Origin of the sequence: Nocardiopsis sinuspersici (assembly GCF_001998325.1) — a bacterium.
GTDB classification, from domain to species: Bacteria; Actinomycetota; Actinomycetes; order Streptosporangiales; family Streptosporangiaceae; genus Nocardiopsis; species Nocardiopsis sinuspersici.
In genome coordinates this window covers 4,740,372-4,755,944 of record NZ_MCOK01000001.1, presented here as the reverse complement: position 1 = coordinate 4,755,944, position 15,573 = coordinate 4,740,372, and the positions used below count along the sequence as shown (strand labels likewise).

Sequence of the window (15,573 nt, the reverse complement as noted above, 5' to 3'; positions counted from 1 at the left end):
AGGACTACCTCACTGCTTCGCGTGGGCGAGAGCGGTCGCGGGCAGCTGGTCCACGCCCAGGGAACGGGCGGTGCCGAGCAGGCCGTCCAGCTTGTCGGCCTGCGGGCCGCCCGCGCCGATGAGCTTGAGCAGCAGCGCGGAGACGGTGAGGTTCTTGACGTCGTCGGTGTCCACCGACGCCAGTACCCGGCGCATGTCCTCGGCGAAGCCGCCCCCACCGTTGAGCCAGTCGCCGCCCAGCGCCTGCACGGTCTGGGAGTTGCCGACGAAGCCGTCCACGGCCTTGCCCAGGCCGATGGAGTTGACCATGCGGTCGAAGAAGGCGCCGTCGCCGCCGACGATGCTGATGTCGGCGCTCTCCAGCCCCGTGGCCAGCACGGTGGCCTGGGCCTCGGCGACCTGGCGGTGCACGTCGATCCCGGCCAGGCGGACCTCCTTGTCGGCCTCCAGCCGCAGGCGGTACTCCTCGTGCTCGCGGCTGACCTGGTCCAGGGCGGACATGGCCTCGGCCTTGTCGGTGAGGCCGGCGGCCTCGGCGCGCAGCTTCTGCTCGATGGCCTCGGCCTCGACCCGGGCCTTCTCACTAGCCACGGCGGCCTCGGCGCGGCCGACCTTCTCGATGGCGTCGGCGTCCTGCTCGCGGACCTGGACCTCGGCCAGGCCGGCGGCCGCGGCCTCGGCCTGGGCGCCCTCGGCCAGGCGGATCTTGGCGCGGGTGTCCAGCTCGGCGGCCTGCTGGCGGGCCTCGGCCAGGGTGAGCTCCTCGGCGGCCCGGTGCTTGGCGGAGGCCTCCGCGGCCTCGGCCGCCTTGATGTCCTTGACCAGGTTCTCCTGGGCCTCGGCCTCGGCGTGGATGATGACGGCCTGGCGCTGGCGCTCGGCCTCCTCGACCGCGCGCAGCCTCTTGATGGCCTCCTCCTGCTCGGCCACCGTGCGGTCGACGGCGATCCGCTCGCGGACGACGTCGGCGACCTCGCGCTTCTCGGCCTCGACCTCCTTGTCCTTGGCGATGCGGCTCAGCTCGGTCTCGCGCTCGCGCCCGATGACCTCCAGGAGGCGGTCCTTCTCGATGCGCTCGCTCTCGATGGCGATGACGCGCTCGCGGTTCTTCTCGGCGACCGCGACCTCGCGCTGCTGGTTCTGGTGCTGGACGCCCAGCGCCTCGGAGGTGCGGATGTTGGCGGTCTCGGCCTTGAGGCGCTCCTCCGCCTGCACGCGGGCGGTCTCGGCCTCCTCGCGGGCACGGATGATCTCGATCTCGCGCTTGGCCTTGGCGGCGGCCTCCTCGCGGCGCTTCTCCAGCTCGGCGAGGGTCTCGGCGGTCTCGGTGTTCTGCCGGTCGAGTTCCTTCTTGCGGTCGTTCTCGAACTCGTTGGTGCGCTTGTGCTCCTTGGCGGTGCGCTCCGTGATCTTCGAGATGCCCTGCGCGTCGAGGATGTTGTTGGCGTCGTGCTGGTGCAGCGGGGTCTGCTCCAGCTCGTCGATGGCCACGTCCTCCAGGATGTAGCCGTTGAGGTCGGTGCCGATCAGGGAGATGATCGCCTGGCGGAACTCCTCGCGCTGGGTGAACAGCTCCTCGAAGTCGAACTGCTTGCCGACGGTCTTGAGCGCCTCGGAGAACTTGGAGTTGAACAGCTCCTGGAGGGTGTCCTGGTCGCTGGCCCGCTCCGTGCCGATCGCCTTGGCGACCTTCTTGACGTCCTCGGCGGTCTCGTTGACCCGGACGTAGAAGTACACCTTGATGTCCGCGCGGATGTTGTCCTTGCAGGTCAGACCGTCACGGCCGCCGCGTTCGAGCGTCAGGCTCTTGAGCGAGATGTCCATGATCTCGGCCTTGTGCAGGACCGGGAGGACGATCGAGCCGGTGAAGGTGACGTGGACGTCGCGGACCTTGGAGATGATCAGCGCCTTGCCCTGTTCGACCTTGCGGAAGAGCCGGGTGATCATCAGGAGGAGGGCGATGAGGACGACGACGCCGACGGCGATGGCGACGCCCACGGTCAGGAAGGCCGCGTTCGCCGCCTCCTGGCCGTTCGTGGTAGCGCTCAGCAACACGTGGGGGTCTACTTTCTGCGAGTGACGTGCGTAAGAGGGGGAGAGCGTCGCCGGAGGGGCGCTCGGAGGGTGTGACGCGACGCGCGGGGAAACGGTTCCGCGCCGCCGGCGCCGTGCGGGGGACCAGGGCGGGACGCGTTCCGGGGGCGCCGGGCGGCGGTCCGTACGTCCGGTGCGGGCGCCGCGCACGTCACGCGGCGGGGCCTCGTGCGGCGGGCGGGTTCCCGGAAGGCCGGGATCGCCGAGGGGCGCGGCTCAGCCCTGGCCGGGGTCCAGCGCCGCGTCGAAGTGGGTGACGAGGAAGAGGTCGTCCTCGGTGCTGTGCTCGAAGATCAGGGCGGTGCTGCCGACGGGCAGGACCTCGCCGCCGGTGGTGCGCACCGGGATGGAGATCGCCGCGCCGCCCGCGGTGGTGATCTCGGCCTGGCCGAAGCCCTCGCTGGCCTCGCCGATGCGGATTGTGCAGGTGCGCCCGACCAGTTCGTGCTTGGAGTCGCCGCGCCGCTCGGGCAGGAACCGCTGCACCGACATGACCACGCCGCTGGTGACCGCCCACGCGGCCACGACCGCGATCAGCAGGACCACCGCGCCCAGGGCGATCAGCAGGGGAGTGGAGACGGTACCCAGAAAGCTGGTCACGATGCTCCCCATCATGCTCACGAACCAGGCGACGCAGACCAGCATGCTCAGCGCCACCGTGACCGGGACCCTGCCGAGTCCCACCCGTCGCCCGCCATCGCCCGCGGGGCGCTGCGCGTGGGACGGGCCACCACCCTCAACGGAGGCCTTCGGCCCGGTCAGCCCTACTCGCCCCATCAGAGCGCTCAGCCCCACGGCGTCGCCGGAGTCGTCCACGCTGTCGAGCACCTCGGAGTCGGTGGCGCCGAACACGACGAACAGCCAGTAGAGGGCGACGACGATCAGCAGCGGGGTGAACAGCACCGTCGGGAACCCGAAGGCGGTATCCAGGAAAAGCCCCACCCGTCACCCCTCGCCCTCGAACACGTCGGCAGTGTCGGCCGTGCCGACTGTGCTGGAACTTTACCGAACCCCGGCGCGCGGGACGCGGACGGGGGCTCGGTGGCCGCATGTGGCCACCGGGCCCCCGGACCCCGCCCCCTCCGCGTCCCTGCGGGCGGTGCCCGCCGGTCGGCACACCTTCGCGGGACGGGTCGGCGGCCGGGAGGAGGAGTCCGGAAAAAAGTTCGGGGGAGGTGTCGATCCGGCACGGGGCCGTTCGACGTGTGGATGAGAGCGGGGCAGAGAAGCCCCCCACCGCACGAGAGGAGCACGCCATGCGCTACCTGATGTCGATCATGTCCAGCCCGGAGACCGAGGCGGCCGACTACGAGCCCGCATCCGAGGTCTACGAGGCCATGGCCGCCTACAACGAGGAGATGGTCAAGGCGGGCATCCTGCTGGCCGGGGAGGGGCTCGCCCCCACCTCCGAGGGCGCCTACGTCACCTTCCGGAACGGCGAGGCCGCCGTCACCGACGGGCCCTTCGTCGAGGCCAAGGAGTTCATCGCCGGGTACTGGATCATCCAGGTCTCCTCCCGTGAGGAGGCCCTGGAATGGGCCAAGCGCTGCCCGCACCCGCCCGCCGGTGACGACACCGCCATGCGGCTCCAGCTGCGCCGGATCGCCGACATGGACGACCACGAGGACATGCCCGAGCACCTGAAGGAGCGCGAGCGCGAGCTGCGCGCCGAGGGATACGCGCACGGGAGCTGACCGCGCCCGCGCCGGCGCGGCCCGCGGTGCTCCGACGAGCCCGTGGGCCGCGCCGGCGCCGCACACGGGGTGAGGCGGCCGGCGCGTCGAGCCCGCCGCCCGCCGTCCCTTTCCGCGCCTCCTCGGGCTCAGGCCTCCGCGGCGGGCACGGCCTGTGCCTCGTCCCGGTAGAAGATGTCGATGTCGACCTCCTCGCCGCCCACGGCCAGCGTGTCCCACGGGCCGCCGGCCACCAGGGAGCGCAGGGTCTCGTCGTCCAGGAGGCACAGGTGGTTCCTCAGGGACACGTCGTCGGGCATGCCCGGAACGCGCGGGGACAGCCGCTCGCGGATCGCGCCCAGCCGCTCCATCATCGTCTCCAGGTCGGCCTCGCGGCCGGGGCCCTCCTCGTCCATGCTGCGGGCGATCCTGTCCTTGAACGTGCACACCGCCCCGTCCTCGTCGGTGGTCACCATCGCCTTCCACGCACGGCTCTTGTGCCGGTACTGCAACATCGACATCGCCGCCTCGTGGCGGATGAAGTCGGCGTCGCGGAAGGGCCTGCCGCTCCACGCGCTGCTGAGCGAGCGCGCCAGCGAGATGGCCGAGGCCAGTCCGCTGTTGAGCCCGCGGCCGGGCCAGAAGTGGATCGCGTTGGCGGCGTCACCGAGCAGGAACCCGTAGGTGCCCGGACTGGTCGGCGTCGTGGAACGGAGTTGGGCGGTGAACCGGGGCCGCTGGACCATGTTCAGCCGGAAGGCGGTCACGGCGCTGAGGTTGTCCTCGGCCACGCCGAAGAGCGCCAGCCCCTGCCGCACGCGCTTCCACAGGGCCGAGCCCCCGACCATGGCGGGGAGGAACAGCGTGCTGTGGGTCGGGCAGGCGAAGTCGCCGTGGCCGTCGCGCCCCATCACGCACGGGCGCGAGGCGACGCACTCCTGGAACACCTGCCGGACGGGGTCGATCCCGACGACCTCCCCGGCCTCGGCGTCGGTCAGGCGCATGTTGAGGAAGCCCTCGCCGCGCAGCGAGTTCAGCAGGAAGCGGTTCTGGGCCACGGTCAGCAGGACGGTGGTGGGGTCCGTCAGGTCGGACCTGACGCGCAGGCCCAGCACGACGTCCTGGACGTGCTCGCCGCCCAGGGAGTAGATCGTCCTGTCGGCCTGGCCGAACTTGTCGGTGAAGTACGCGCGTGTGCGTGAGCCCGCCCCCTCGCACACGGCGAGCACGTGGCTGTCGGCCACGACCTGGTGGTGCCCGGCCGCGTCGAACTCCTCGGGCACGAGCCGGATACGGCGGGGCCTCTCGTTGGCCATCTCCAGCAGGACGTCCTCGACGCGGGAGATGCGGATGTTGCGCGGGCCGTACCCGCGGATCGAGTCGGGGCCCGCGGGCCACATCTCGGTGTAGGAGCCGGCGTCGAACAGCCGGTCCCGCATCTCCTCGGAGAGGTTGAGGTACTGGCGGCTCTGGACCGTCACGACCTGCTGGCGCCGGACGTTGCCCTGCCTCTCGTCCTTCCACACGACGCGTGACCCGTCCCGGGTCCAGCGCCCGTCGTAGACGGTGACGACCACCTGGGGGCCGATGAGGTGTTCGAGCAACAGGGCGAGGGCCAGTCCGACGGGGCCGCCGCCCGAGACCGCGACGTGCAGGACCGGGCCCGAGACCACGGCGGACCGTACGAACATCTGGGTCACCGGGGGGCCGTCGGCCTCCGCCGGCGTCTCGGAGAACTCCCAGCGGAACGTCTCGTCGCCGATCGTGACGAGGTCGCCGGGCCGGAGGACGTGCGACGTCGTCTCCTCCCCGTTGACCGTCGTCCCGTTGCTGCTCTCCCGGTCGTACAGGACGTGTTCGTCCCCCTCGCGGACGATCTCCGCGTGGAAGCGCGAGGCCACCTTGCTGACGACCACCACGCTGTTGCCGGCGTGGCGGCCGAAGGTGACCGGTACGTCGCCGACGGGGAACCGCTGCTGGGAGAAGGGGCCTTCACACCCGACGATGAAGAACGACACGGCCTGCTTCCTTCTGTGAGTGGGGGAACTCTGCTCGGCTGCCCGGTACGGGCCGCTCATATTCGGGACGCGGATTCGGGGCGTTCGGATCTGGGATCTACGGAATTCATCGACTCAGTGCGCGACCGGATGTTCCGGACGATATCACCGCGCCGACGCGGCCGAGGGGGGCGAGGCTCGGCATCACGCGCGGAGAATCACCACCCGTCCCACCTGCCACTCCACGCCCCGATCGGTCACCGAACCCCTCCCTTTCCGGCCGGCTTCGGCGGCGTCCCACCTGTTCACGACATCCCGGGATCGGATGTTTATCCCGGGGAAGCGTATTCCAGGGTTAATGAATGCGGGCGTGCCCGTAGGACGCCATTGTCCGTTCTCCCCTAAACCCCTCCCCGGTGGATTCCGCGCACGGGGAACGCGGATCCGTGAACGGATTGTGGATCCGGGTTCCGGTCGTGACTCGACGCGTTTTCCGTGGTGTTCCAAAAAGGAGGGAGGTGTGTACGTGAGGGCGGGGAGCCGGCCCCGACCAGGCTTGCGGTGAGGCGGCCGGTGGTGCTGAGATGACCCCGTGAGCCACACCGACGCCACGCGCGCGGTCGAGGCGGTCTGGCGTATCGAGTCGGCCCGCCTCGTCGGCGCGCTCACCCGTATGGTCGGCGATGTCGGCCTCGCCGAGGAGTTCGCCCAGGACGCCCTGGTCAGCGCCCTGGAGAAGTGGCCCGCCGAAGGGGTGCCCGACAACCCCGGCGCCTGGCTGACCACCGTCGCCAAGCGCCGCGTGCTCGACCGCTGGCGCCGCGACGAGCGCTTCCAGCGGCGCATGGCCGACCTCGGCCGCGAGATCGTCGAGCGCGACGGGCAGGCCGGGTTCGACGCGGTCCTGGAGGAGGACTACGGCGACGACCTCCTCAAGCTGATGTTCGTGTGCTGTCACCCGGTGCTGTCCACCGAGGCCCGCGTCGCGTTGACCCTGCGCCTGCTCGGCGGGCTCACCACCGACGAGATCGCGCGCGCCTTCCTCGTGCCCGAGCCCACCGTCGCCCAGCGCATCGTGCGCGCCAAACGCACCCTCACCAGGAGGAGGGTGGCCTTCGAGGTGCCCGCGGGAGAGGACCGCGACGCCCGGCTGTCCTCCGTCCTGGAGGTCGTCTACCTGGTGTTCAACGAGGGATACACGGCCACGTCGGGCACGGACTGGATACGTCCGGAGCTGTGCGAGGAGGCCATGCGCCTGGGCAGGGTGCTCGCCGGGCTGCTGCCCAAGGAGCGCGAGGTACACGGGCTGGTGGCGCTGATGGAGCTGCACGCCTCCCGGTTCCGGGCCCGCGTCGGCCCCGACGGGGAGCCCGTCCCCCTCGCCGAGCAGGACCGCTCGCGCTGGGACCGACTGCTCGTCAACCGGGGGCTGAAGGCCCTGGCCAGAGCGCTTTCCTCCGGCTCGGGCGAACCCTGGGGCCCCTACACGCTACAGGCGGCCATCGCGGCCAAGCACGCCCAGGCGGTCACCCCCGGGGACACCGACTGGGCGGTGATCGCCGGGCTGTACCTGTCGCTGGCGAGGCTCACGGGGTCGCCGGTGGTGGAGGTGAACCGGGCCGTGGCGGTGTCGATGGCCTTCGGCCCCGGCCCGGCGCTGGAGATCGTGGACGCGCTGCGGGACCGGCCGGGGATGGCCGGCTACCACCTGCTGCCCGCCGTGCGCGGCGACCTGCTCCTGCGGCTGGACCGCCGCGACGAGGCCCGCGCGGAGTTCCACCGGGCGGCCGCCCTGACCCGCAACGAGCGCGAGCGCTCCCTGCTCGACGGACGTGCACGCGGCTGCGGCGCCGACACGTGACCTGGCCGCATGCGGCCATTTTCCGAGGGGCCGTCGGCTTTCTCCGGGACGCTCATCGGGGGCCTTCGCCGCTTTTCCTCCGGGGCGGCACATCGAAAGACGTGTGCCGGTGTGCCGAAGGATATGCCGTTCACGGTACGGGCCTTTCCCGGCCCGGCGGCGCCACCGCCCGGCGCGCCGCCGTGTCCCCGGCTCCTGGGACGTATCCGCTGGACCCGGCGGTTCACCACCCACGAAAGTCATGTGCGGCGGCGGTCGGGTCCGGGCCCTCCGGCCGCCGGAGAACGCCCGCGCATTCTTGTTAGCCTCCTTGCGGGCGCCGGAGAACGAGGGAACGGGACGGGGACACGGATATCACCGTCCGACGGTTCGCCCTGCCATTCCCCTAGGAAAGCGTAGGAAATGTCAGCGATCGAGATAAGGGAAGTATCCAAGGCCTTCCGCGGCCACCAGGCGGTCGACCGGGTCTCCTTCACGGTGGAGGCGGGCACGGTCACCGGTTTCCTGGGACCCAACGGCGCGGGCAAGACCACCACCCTGCGGTGCCTGCTGGGCCTGGTCCGGCCGGACGGCGGCGAGGGGCTGGTCAACGGTCGTTCCTACGCGAGCCTGCCCAACCCGCTGACCGAGGTCGGCGCGGTGCTGGAGGCCACCAACCTGCACCCGGGCCGCTCCGGCCGCAACCACCTGCGCGTCATGTGCGACGCCGCGGGCCTGCCGGGCTCACGGGCCGACGAGGTGCTCGCCGAGGTCGGGATCGCCGAGGCCGGGGACAAGCGGGTCGGCGGCTACTCGATGGGCATGCGCCAGCGCCTGTCCCTGGCCGGGGCGCTCCTGGGCGATCCCGGGGTGCTGATCCTGGACGAGCCCGCCAACGGGCTGGACCCGGAGGGCATCGAGTGGCTGCGCAGGTTCCTGCGCCACCAGGCGCACGAGAAGGGGGTGGCGGTCCTCGTGTCCAGCCACGTCCTGGCCGAGGTCGAACAGACCGTCGACGACGTCGTCATCATCGCCAGGGGCCGGCTGGTCCACCAGGGAACCCTCGGCGAGGTCACCGGCGACGGTGAGAGCCTGCACGACGCCTTCCTCCGCCTCACCTCCGCGGGGACGGCCGCCCACCCGGTTGGAGACTCCAAGTGACCGCGCTCGTCAAGTCCGAACTCCGCAAGGTCTTCACCACCCGGATCTGGTGGATCCTGCTCCTGGCCTCACTGGCCTGGGTGGCCCTGTCACTGGGCATCTCGATCCTCGCCTCGGGGATGGAGGACGGCCTCAGCCGCGACAGCACCGAGTACGCCGGGTCCGTCTGGCCGGTGGGGGCCTCCGGGACCCTGTTCACCATGGTCGTCGGCATCATGATGGTGACGTCGGAGTACCAGCACCGCACCATCAACGTCACCTTCCTGACCAGTCCCCGGCGCCTGCCCGTGGTCCTGTCCAAGGTCGTGGCCGCGGTCCTGGTCAGCCTCCTGTTCGGCGTGGTCGTCGTCGGGATCTCCGCGCTCGCCGCGGGCGCCTCCATCCTGAGCGGGGGAGGAGAGCTGAACCTGGTCGACAACCAGGTGCCGCGCATCCTCGTCGGCTCCGTGGCCGCCTACGCCGTCTACGCCATGATCGGCGTGGGTATCGGCGCGCTGATCCGCAACCAGGTCGCCGCGCTGGTGGTCAGCGTCCTGTGGGTGTTCATGCTGGAGCCGATCCTCGTCGTCGTCCCCCAGCTCCAGGACGTCGGCAAGTGGATGCCCGGCGGCGCGGTCTCCGCGCTCTACGACACGGGGGTCGACTACGGCTTCGGCGCCGCGGACCTGCTCCCGGTGTGGGGCGCCGCCCTGGTCCTGGTGGGCTACGCCGCCGTGGCCATCGCGCTGGCCTCGGTCACCACGCTCCGCCGCGACGTGGTCTGAGGGCACGCGCGGCCCCGCGGGGCGCCTCCTCCGAGCGGATCGGAGGGCGCGCCCCGCCGGCCGTGCCCCCCGCGCGGTTCTGCCCTGGGCAGGAAACCCTGGCGCGGCGGACCGCGAGCCGACAGACTGCCCGCCATGAGACTCCTGGTTCTGGGTGGCACCGAGTTCGTGGGACGAGCCGTCGTGGAGGACGCGCTCGCCAGGGACTGGGACGTCACCGTCTTCCACCGCGGCGGGCACGCCGCGCCCTCGGGCACCACCGTCCTCCACGGGGACCGCACCGAGGAGGGCGGGCTCGACGCCCTGGCGCCGGGCCGGTGGGACGCCGTCGTCGACACCTGGGCGGGCGCCCCGTCGGCGGTGGCCGACGCCGCGCGGCTGCTCGCCGGCCGGGCCGGGCACTACGCCTACGTCTCCAGCCGGTCCGTCTACACCTCTCCCGCCCGGGCGGGGCTGGACGAGGACGGGCCGGTCGTGGACGCCTCCCCCGAGGACGACGGCACCGACTACGCACGGGCCAAACGGGGCGGTGAGCTGGCAGCCGAGTCCGCCTTCGGCGACCGCGCGCTGTCCGTACGGGCCGGGCTCATCCTCGGTCCGCACGAGAACATCGGCCGCCTTCCCTGGTGGCTGGGGCGCATCGCCCGGGGCGGTCCGGTCCTGGCGCCCGGACCGCGCGACCTGCCGTTGCAGTACGTGGACGCGCGCGACCTGGCCGCCTGGACCCTCGACGCGGTCGAGAAGGGTCTGGGCGGCCCCTTCAACCTGGTGAGCCCGCCCGGACACACCACCACCGGGGAGCTGCTGGAGGCCTGCGCGGCGGTCACCGGCTCCGACGCCGAACTGCGCTGGACCGACCCCGGGGCCATCCTCGACGCGGGGATCCAGCCGTGGACCGAGCTGCCGATCTGGCTGCCGCCCGGCGAGACGCACGGGGCTTTGCACCGGGGCGACGTGTCCAAGGCGCTCGCCACCGGGCTGCGCTGCCGCCCCGTGGCCGAGACCGTCGCCGACACCTGGGCCTGGATGCGCTCTCTGGACGGTCCGGTCCCGCAACGCCCCGACCGCCCCCGGGTCGGCCTGGCCCCAGAGAAGGAGGCCCGCCTGCTCGGCGCCTGACGCGCGGATCCGGACCGCGGGGACCGCGCGGTGTGCAGGGAGGAACGCGCCCAGGATGTGCTCCGACAGTGCCGGGAGAAGATGTGTAGCACACCGGGACACGGAGAGCCGCAATCAGACTATGAAGACCATCATCCAGCGCGAGTTCCGCAACAACGCGGCCTCCATCATGGACCAGGTGGAAGCGGGCGAGAGCTTCCATGTGACCCGCAACAGGGTCGAGGTGGCCCAGGTAAGCCCTGTCACACGCCGTCGGCTCCCCAGCGCGGAAGAGCTCATGGAGCGTCACCGCAGGCTTCCCCGGGTGGACTACGTGCGGATACGGGAGGACGCCGACGAGTTCTTCGGCGGCGAGGACCGGATCGGGGACGACGAACGTGGCTGAGCGGTGCAGACCGTCCACGCCCACCGTCATGACCTTCAGGTATCGATTTTGTCGTCGTAATATTGGAACATGTGTTCTATGTAGTTTGCTTTGTGTTCCGAAGGAGGGGAGGAAGACAGTGTCTGGGGCCGATGAACAGGACAGGCGTTCTAGCCTTGGAGACATGAAGCAGAGTGAGGAACGGGTTTCCCTGCTCGCCCTCCTCCTGAGCGGTCGAGTCAGTTGGCGCAGAGCTGTCACGGACGTCCTTGAGACGACCAGCGCCCACCAAGCCCTGATGAACGCTCTGGGGCAGGGGGAGACACTGTTCGAGCTGGAGAAGGACCCCGTTCGGTCGGCTCTCACAAAGGCCCGGGAGCTGGTCGGCTGGTGTGTCTCCCACGATGTCGGGATCCACGCCTTCTGGGAGGACGGCTATCCGCTTCAGCTCAGGGATGTACACGAAATGCCACCAGTGGTCTTCACCCGGGGCACGGTTGTCCCGGACGAGCGTCGGGCGATAGCCGTGGTCGGATCGCGCAAGGCGTCCGACCGGGGACTGGAGGTCACGGGGAGCATCGCCAGGGAACTGGCCCGGGAGGGCATCACCGTGGTGAGCGGCCTGGCTTCCGGGATCGACACCATGGCTCACAGGACCGCCCTGAGCTACGGAGGCCGTACGGTCGCCGTGATCGGTACCGGTATCGATCGCTACTACCCTCCCGAGAACAGGGCCCTCCAGGACGAGATCGCGGTCAGAGGGCTTCTGCTCAGTCAGTTCCTGCCTGACGCACCGCCGACCAGGCAGAGCTTTCCCATGAGAAACGCGGTGATGAGTGGTTACGCCGCCGCCACGGTCGTCGTCGAGGCCGGGGAACACAGCGGTGCACGGATCCAGGCGCGCATGGCCCTTCAACACGGCAGGCCGGTGATTCTTCCGCGAGAGCTGCTGACGAATACCTGGGCCCGCGAATACGCTCGCAGACCGGGCGTCCACGTGGTGGGAGGGATCAGCGAGTTGATGGACACGGTGCACTCGGTCCTTGCTAACGCGGAGGTGGCTCCGGAAGATCTCGTCGAGGACACCGAACTTGTCTGGTGAGTACCGGCGATACTCGGTTCGTGCGCACGTCGAAGTCCAACTCGCCTACCTGCACGCCACGCCGGTCCAGGCTCCCGGTGTGTGTCGGACCTGCTTCGGAGCCTGTGAACTCAAGTACGCGAACTGTATCCCTTGCCGTGACATCGAGTACGCGGCTGGAGTGCACCGCGCGGATCTGGTGGTGCCCATCACCTACCGCAAGGGGTCGGAAGGACAGCACAGCCAGAACCTGCGGATGTACAAGCAGGTTCCCGCCAACAAGGCGGCGGCGACGAACCTGACCGCACTCTTCGCCCATTTCTGCCAGAACCACATCACTTGTGTGAAGGCCGCCGCCGACGTGGAACACTTCACCCACGTGTGCTTTGTGCCGAGTACGAAGAACAGGTCTCAGGCCAGACATCCTCTGGAGGAGGCACTCGCCTCGAAGGTTCGATCGCTTCGGCGGATCTCGGTAGGCGTGAACCCTGATGTTCAGCCGGATTCACGGTCGTTCAACAGTGACTGGTTCGTAGTCCAGAGCATCCCCGACCCTCAGCCTCAGACGGATGTTCTGCTTATCGACGACACATGGGTCACCGGTTCACGAGCGCAGTCCGTCGCGTATCAGTTGAAGCGGTCTGGGGCTCGACGCGTGGTGATCATGGTTCTGGCCCGGCAGATACAGCCCGGATACGGACCTGCGCGACCTCTGGTCGAACGTATCTCCTCTGTGCCGTATGACATGGACATCTGTGCTTTCCACGGCCACGGACGCGTGGGAGCCTCCCCGGAAGGCGACGGGTAGCGGGCCGCCCCCTCGGGGACGGCCCCTCCTGCTCGCCTCGGGCCCGGGCGTGCGGTCAGAGCGCCGGTGCGCCCGCCTCCCGCCTGCCCACCCGGAGCCTGTCCGCGGCGTCGTCCACGTCCACCACCACGGTGTCGCCCTCGGAGAGCTCGCCCGACAGCAGCTCGCGGGCCAGCGGGTCGCCGATCGCGGACTGCACCAGGCGGCGCAGCGGGCGCGCGCCGTAGTTCGGGTCGTAGCCCGTCAGCGCCAGCCACTCGCGGGCGCCCAGCGACACCTCCAGACCCAGCTGCCGGTCCGCCAGGCGCCTGGACAGCTTGTCGATCTGCAGGTCCACGATCCGCGTCAGGTCCTCGGTGGACAGCGCGTCGAACATGATCACGTCGTCCAGCCGGTTGAGGAACTCCGGCTTGAACGTCGCTCGCACCACGTCCATCACGCGGTCCCGGCGCGCCGACTCCTCCAGGGACGGGTCCACCAGGAACGACGATCCCAGGTTGGAGGTGAGGATGAGGATGGTGTTGCGAAAGTCCACCTGGCGGCCCTGGCCGTCGGTCAGCCGACCGTCGTCCAGCACCTGTAGCAGGGTGTCGAACACCTCCAGGTGCGCCTTCTCCACCTCGTCCAGCAGCACCACCGTGTACGGGCGCCGGCGCACCGCCTCGGTCAGCTGGCCGCCCTCCTCGTACCCCACGTAGCCGGGGGGCGCGCCGACCAGGCGCGACACCGAGTGCTTCTCGGAGTACTCGCTCATGTCGACGCGCACGATCGCGCGCTCGTCGTCGAAGAGGAACTCCGCCAGCGCCTTGGCCAGCTCGGTCTTGCCCACGCCCGTGGGGCCCAGGAAGAGGAACGACCCCGTGGGCCGGTCCGGGTCGGAGATGCCCGCGCGGGCCCGCCGCACCGCGTCCGACACCGCCGCCACGGCGTCCTTCTGGCCGATGAGCCGCCTGCCCAGCTCGTCCTCCATGCGCAGCAGCTTGGAGGTCTCGCCCTCCATCAGCCGCCCCACCGGGATGCCGGTCCACGACGAGACCACGTCCGCGATCTCGTCGGCGCCCACCTCGTCCTTGACCATGGTGTCGCCGCCCTGGCTGGCGGCGTTCTCCTCGGCCTTGGACGCCTCCTCGATCTGCTTCTCCAACTGCGGGATGTCCCCGTACATCAGCCGGGACGCCTCGCCGAAGTCGCCCTCGCGCTGGGCCAGCTCCGCCCGCGTGCGCAGGTCGTCCAACTGCCCCTTGAGCTCACCGACCCGGTTGAGCCCGGCCTTCTCCTGCTCCCACCGGGCCACGAGTCCGTTGAGCTGTTCCTGGCGGTCGGCCAGGTCCGCGCGCAGCCGCTCCAGCCGCTGGCGGCTGGCCGGGTCCGACTCCTTGTCGAGCGCCATCTCCTCCATCTTCAGGCGGTCGACGATGCGTTGCAGCTCGTCGATCTCCACCGGGCTGGAGTCGATCTCCATGCGCAGCCGGGAGGCCGCCTCGTCGATGAGGTCGATCGCCTTGTCGGGCAGGAACCGAGCGGTGATGTACCGGTCGGACAGGGTCGCGGCGGCCACCAGCGCCGAGTCGGCGATCTGCACCTTGTGGTGCGCCTCGTAGCGGCCCTTGAGTCCGCGCAGGATCGCGACCGTGTCCGCGGCGGACGGCTCGCCCACCATGACCTGCTGGAACCGGCGCTCCAGGGCGGCGTCCTTCTCGATCCGCTCCCGGTACTCGTCCAGCGTGGTCGCGCCCACCATGCGCAGCTCGCCGCGCGCCAGCATGGGCTTGAGCATGTTGCCCGCGTCCATGGCGCCCTCGGCGGCGCCGGCGCCCACCATGGTGTGCAGCTCGTCGATGAACGTGATGACCTGGCCCTCGGACTCCTTGATCTCCGAGAGCACCGCCTTGAGCCGCTCCTCGAACTCGCCCCGGTACTTGGCCCCCGCCACCATCGCGGACAGGTCCAGGCTCACCAGGCGCTTGCCCAGCAGCGACTGCGGCACGTCGCCGGCCACGATCCGCTGGGCCAGGCCCTCCACGACCGCGGTCTTGCCCACGCCCGGCTCGCCGATGAGCACGGGGTTGTTCTTGGTGCGGCGGCTGAGCACCTGGATGACCCGCCGGATCTCGCCGTCGCGGCCGATCACGGGGTCCACCTTGCCCTCGCGGGCCCGCTCGGTGAGGTCCACCCCGTACTTCTCCAGGGCCTGGTAGGTGTCCTCGGGGTTCTCGGAGGTGACCCGGCCCGAGCCGCGCACCCGCTCGAACCCCTCCAGGAGCGCCTCCGGGGTCGCACCGGCCCCGGTGAGCAGCCGGGCCGCCTCACCGCCGTCGGCGGCCAGCCCCACGAGCAGGTGCTCGGTGGAGACGTACTCGTCCTCCATCTGCTGGGCGCGCTGCGCGGCCGTGTTGATGGAGACGATCAGCTGGCGCGAGGAGCTCGGCGAGCTGACCGTGGAGCCCGCCACCTTGGGCAGCGCCCCGATGGCCGCCTCGACCTTGTCCCTGAGCGCGTCCGGGTCGGCGCCGACCTCCTTGAGCAGGGGCCGGGTGATGCCCCCCGCCTGCTCCAGCAGCGCCGACAGCAGGTGCACGGGCTCCGTCTGCGGGCTTCCGTCGGTGGTGGCCCGCCGGATCGCCACCGACAGGGCTTCCTGGCTCTTCTGGGTGAGCTTGTAGTTCATGCCC

The 15,573-nt window shown here is 70.5% G+C and carries 12 protein-coding genes; 8 read left to right on the top strand and 4 right to left on the bottom strand.

The window, feature by feature from the left end; genetic code table 11:
* Positions 1-9: 9 nt before the first annotated feature.
* Together NOSIN_RS20555 and NOSIN_RS20550 are read right to left on the bottom strand one after the other, a co-directional pair.
* Positions 10-2,055 carry an SPFH domain-containing protein gene (locus tag NOSIN_RS20555; protein ID WP_077692322.1) on the bottom strand — a complete coding sequence of 682 codons (2,046 nt, stop codon included), beginning with the start codon at positions 2,053-2,055 and terminating at the stop codon, positions 10-12.
* Positions 2,056-2,310: 255 nt separating this feature from the next.
* The gene (locus NOSIN_RS20550) at positions 2,311-3,036 is read right to left on the bottom strand and encodes an OB-fold-containig protein (RefSeq protein WP_077692321.1); all 726 of its coding nucleotides are present in this window, start codon (positions 3,034-3,036) and stop codon (positions 2,311-2,313) included.
* A 314-nt stretch (positions 3,037-3,350) separates the two neighbouring features.
* On the opposite strand from NOSIN_RS20550, the gene NOSIN_RS20545 reads away from it, so the two are divergent.
* Positions 3,351-3,788, top strand: coding sequence for a YciI family protein (locus tag NOSIN_RS20545; protein ID WP_077692320.1), 438 nt, complete (start codon positions 3,351-3,353; stop codon positions 3,786-3,788).
* Positions 3,789-3,916: 128 nt separating this feature from the next.
* On the opposite strand, the gene NOSIN_RS20540 is transcribed toward NOSIN_RS20545, so the two are convergent.
* Positions 3,917-5,785 carry an FHA domain-containing protein gene (locus tag NOSIN_RS20540; RefSeq protein WP_170293671.1) on the bottom strand — a complete coding sequence of 623 codons (1,869 nt, stop codon included), beginning with the start codon at positions 5,783-5,785 and terminating at the stop codon, positions 3,917-3,919.
* 571 nt (positions 5,786-6,356) lie between these two features.
* Here NOSIN_RS20540 and NOSIN_RS20535 point away from each other — a divergent pair.
* The 7 genes from NOSIN_RS20535 to NOSIN_RS20505 all read left to right on the top strand — a co-directional run bounded on the left by NOSIN_RS20535 (position 6,357) and on the right by NOSIN_RS20505 (position 12,901).
* Positions 6,357-7,625, top strand: coding sequence for an RNA polymerase sigma factor (locus tag NOSIN_RS20535; RefSeq protein ID WP_077692318.1), 1,269 nt, complete (start codon positions 6,357-6,359; stop codon positions 7,623-7,625).
* 402 nt (positions 7,626-8,027) lie between these two features.
* On the top strand, positions 8,028-8,765 hold the full coding sequence (locus tag NOSIN_RS20530) for an ABC transporter ATP-binding protein (RefSeq protein ID WP_077692317.1): 738 nt from the start codon (positions 8,028-8,030) through the stop codon (positions 8,763-8,765).
* Complete coding sequence (locus tag NOSIN_RS20525) at positions 8,762-9,529, top strand: ABC transporter permease (RefSeq protein WP_077692316.1); 768 nt, start codon at positions 8,762-8,764, stop codon at positions 9,527-9,529. The genes NOSIN_RS20530 and NOSIN_RS20525 overlap by 4 nt, the downstream gene beginning before the upstream one ends.
* Positions 9,530-9,664: 135 nt before the next feature.
* Positions 9,665-10,648 carry an NAD-dependent epimerase/dehydratase family protein gene (locus NOSIN_RS20520; RefSeq protein ID WP_077692315.1) on the top strand — a complete coding sequence of 328 codons (984 nt, stop codon included), beginning with the start codon at positions 9,665-9,667 and terminating at the stop codon, positions 10,646-10,648.
* Positions 10,649-10,769: 121 nt separating this feature from the next.
* Positions 10,770-11,033 carry a type II toxin-antitoxin system Phd/YefM family antitoxin gene (locus tag NOSIN_RS20515; protein ID WP_077692314.1) on the top strand — a complete coding sequence of 88 codons (264 nt, stop codon included), beginning with the start codon at positions 10,770-10,772 and terminating at the stop codon, positions 11,031-11,033.
* Positions 11,034-11,196: 163 nt separating this feature from the next.
* Positions 11,197-12,114 (top strand): DNA-processing protein DprA, encoded by a 918-nt coding sequence (locus tag NOSIN_RS20510; RefSeq protein ID WP_077692313.1) that lies wholly within the window; start codon positions 11,197-11,199, stop codon positions 12,112-12,114.
* A gap of 181 nt (positions 12,115-12,295) precedes the next feature.
* Positions 12,296-12,901, top strand: a complete 606-nt coding sequence (locus tag NOSIN_RS20505; protein WP_143832967.1) for a hypothetical protein — start codon at positions 12,296-12,298, stop codon at positions 12,899-12,901.
* Positions 12,902-12,956: 55 nt separating this feature from the next.
* Here the strand turns inward: NOSIN_RS20505 and clpB are convergent, their stop codons facing one another.
* Positions 12,957-15,569 (bottom strand): ATP-dependent chaperone ClpB, encoded by a 2,613-nt coding sequence (gene clpB, locus NOSIN_RS20500; protein WP_077692311.1) that lies wholly within the window; start codon positions 15,567-15,569, stop codon positions 12,957-12,959.
* Between the last annotated feature and the right edge of the window lie 4 nt (positions 15,570-15,573).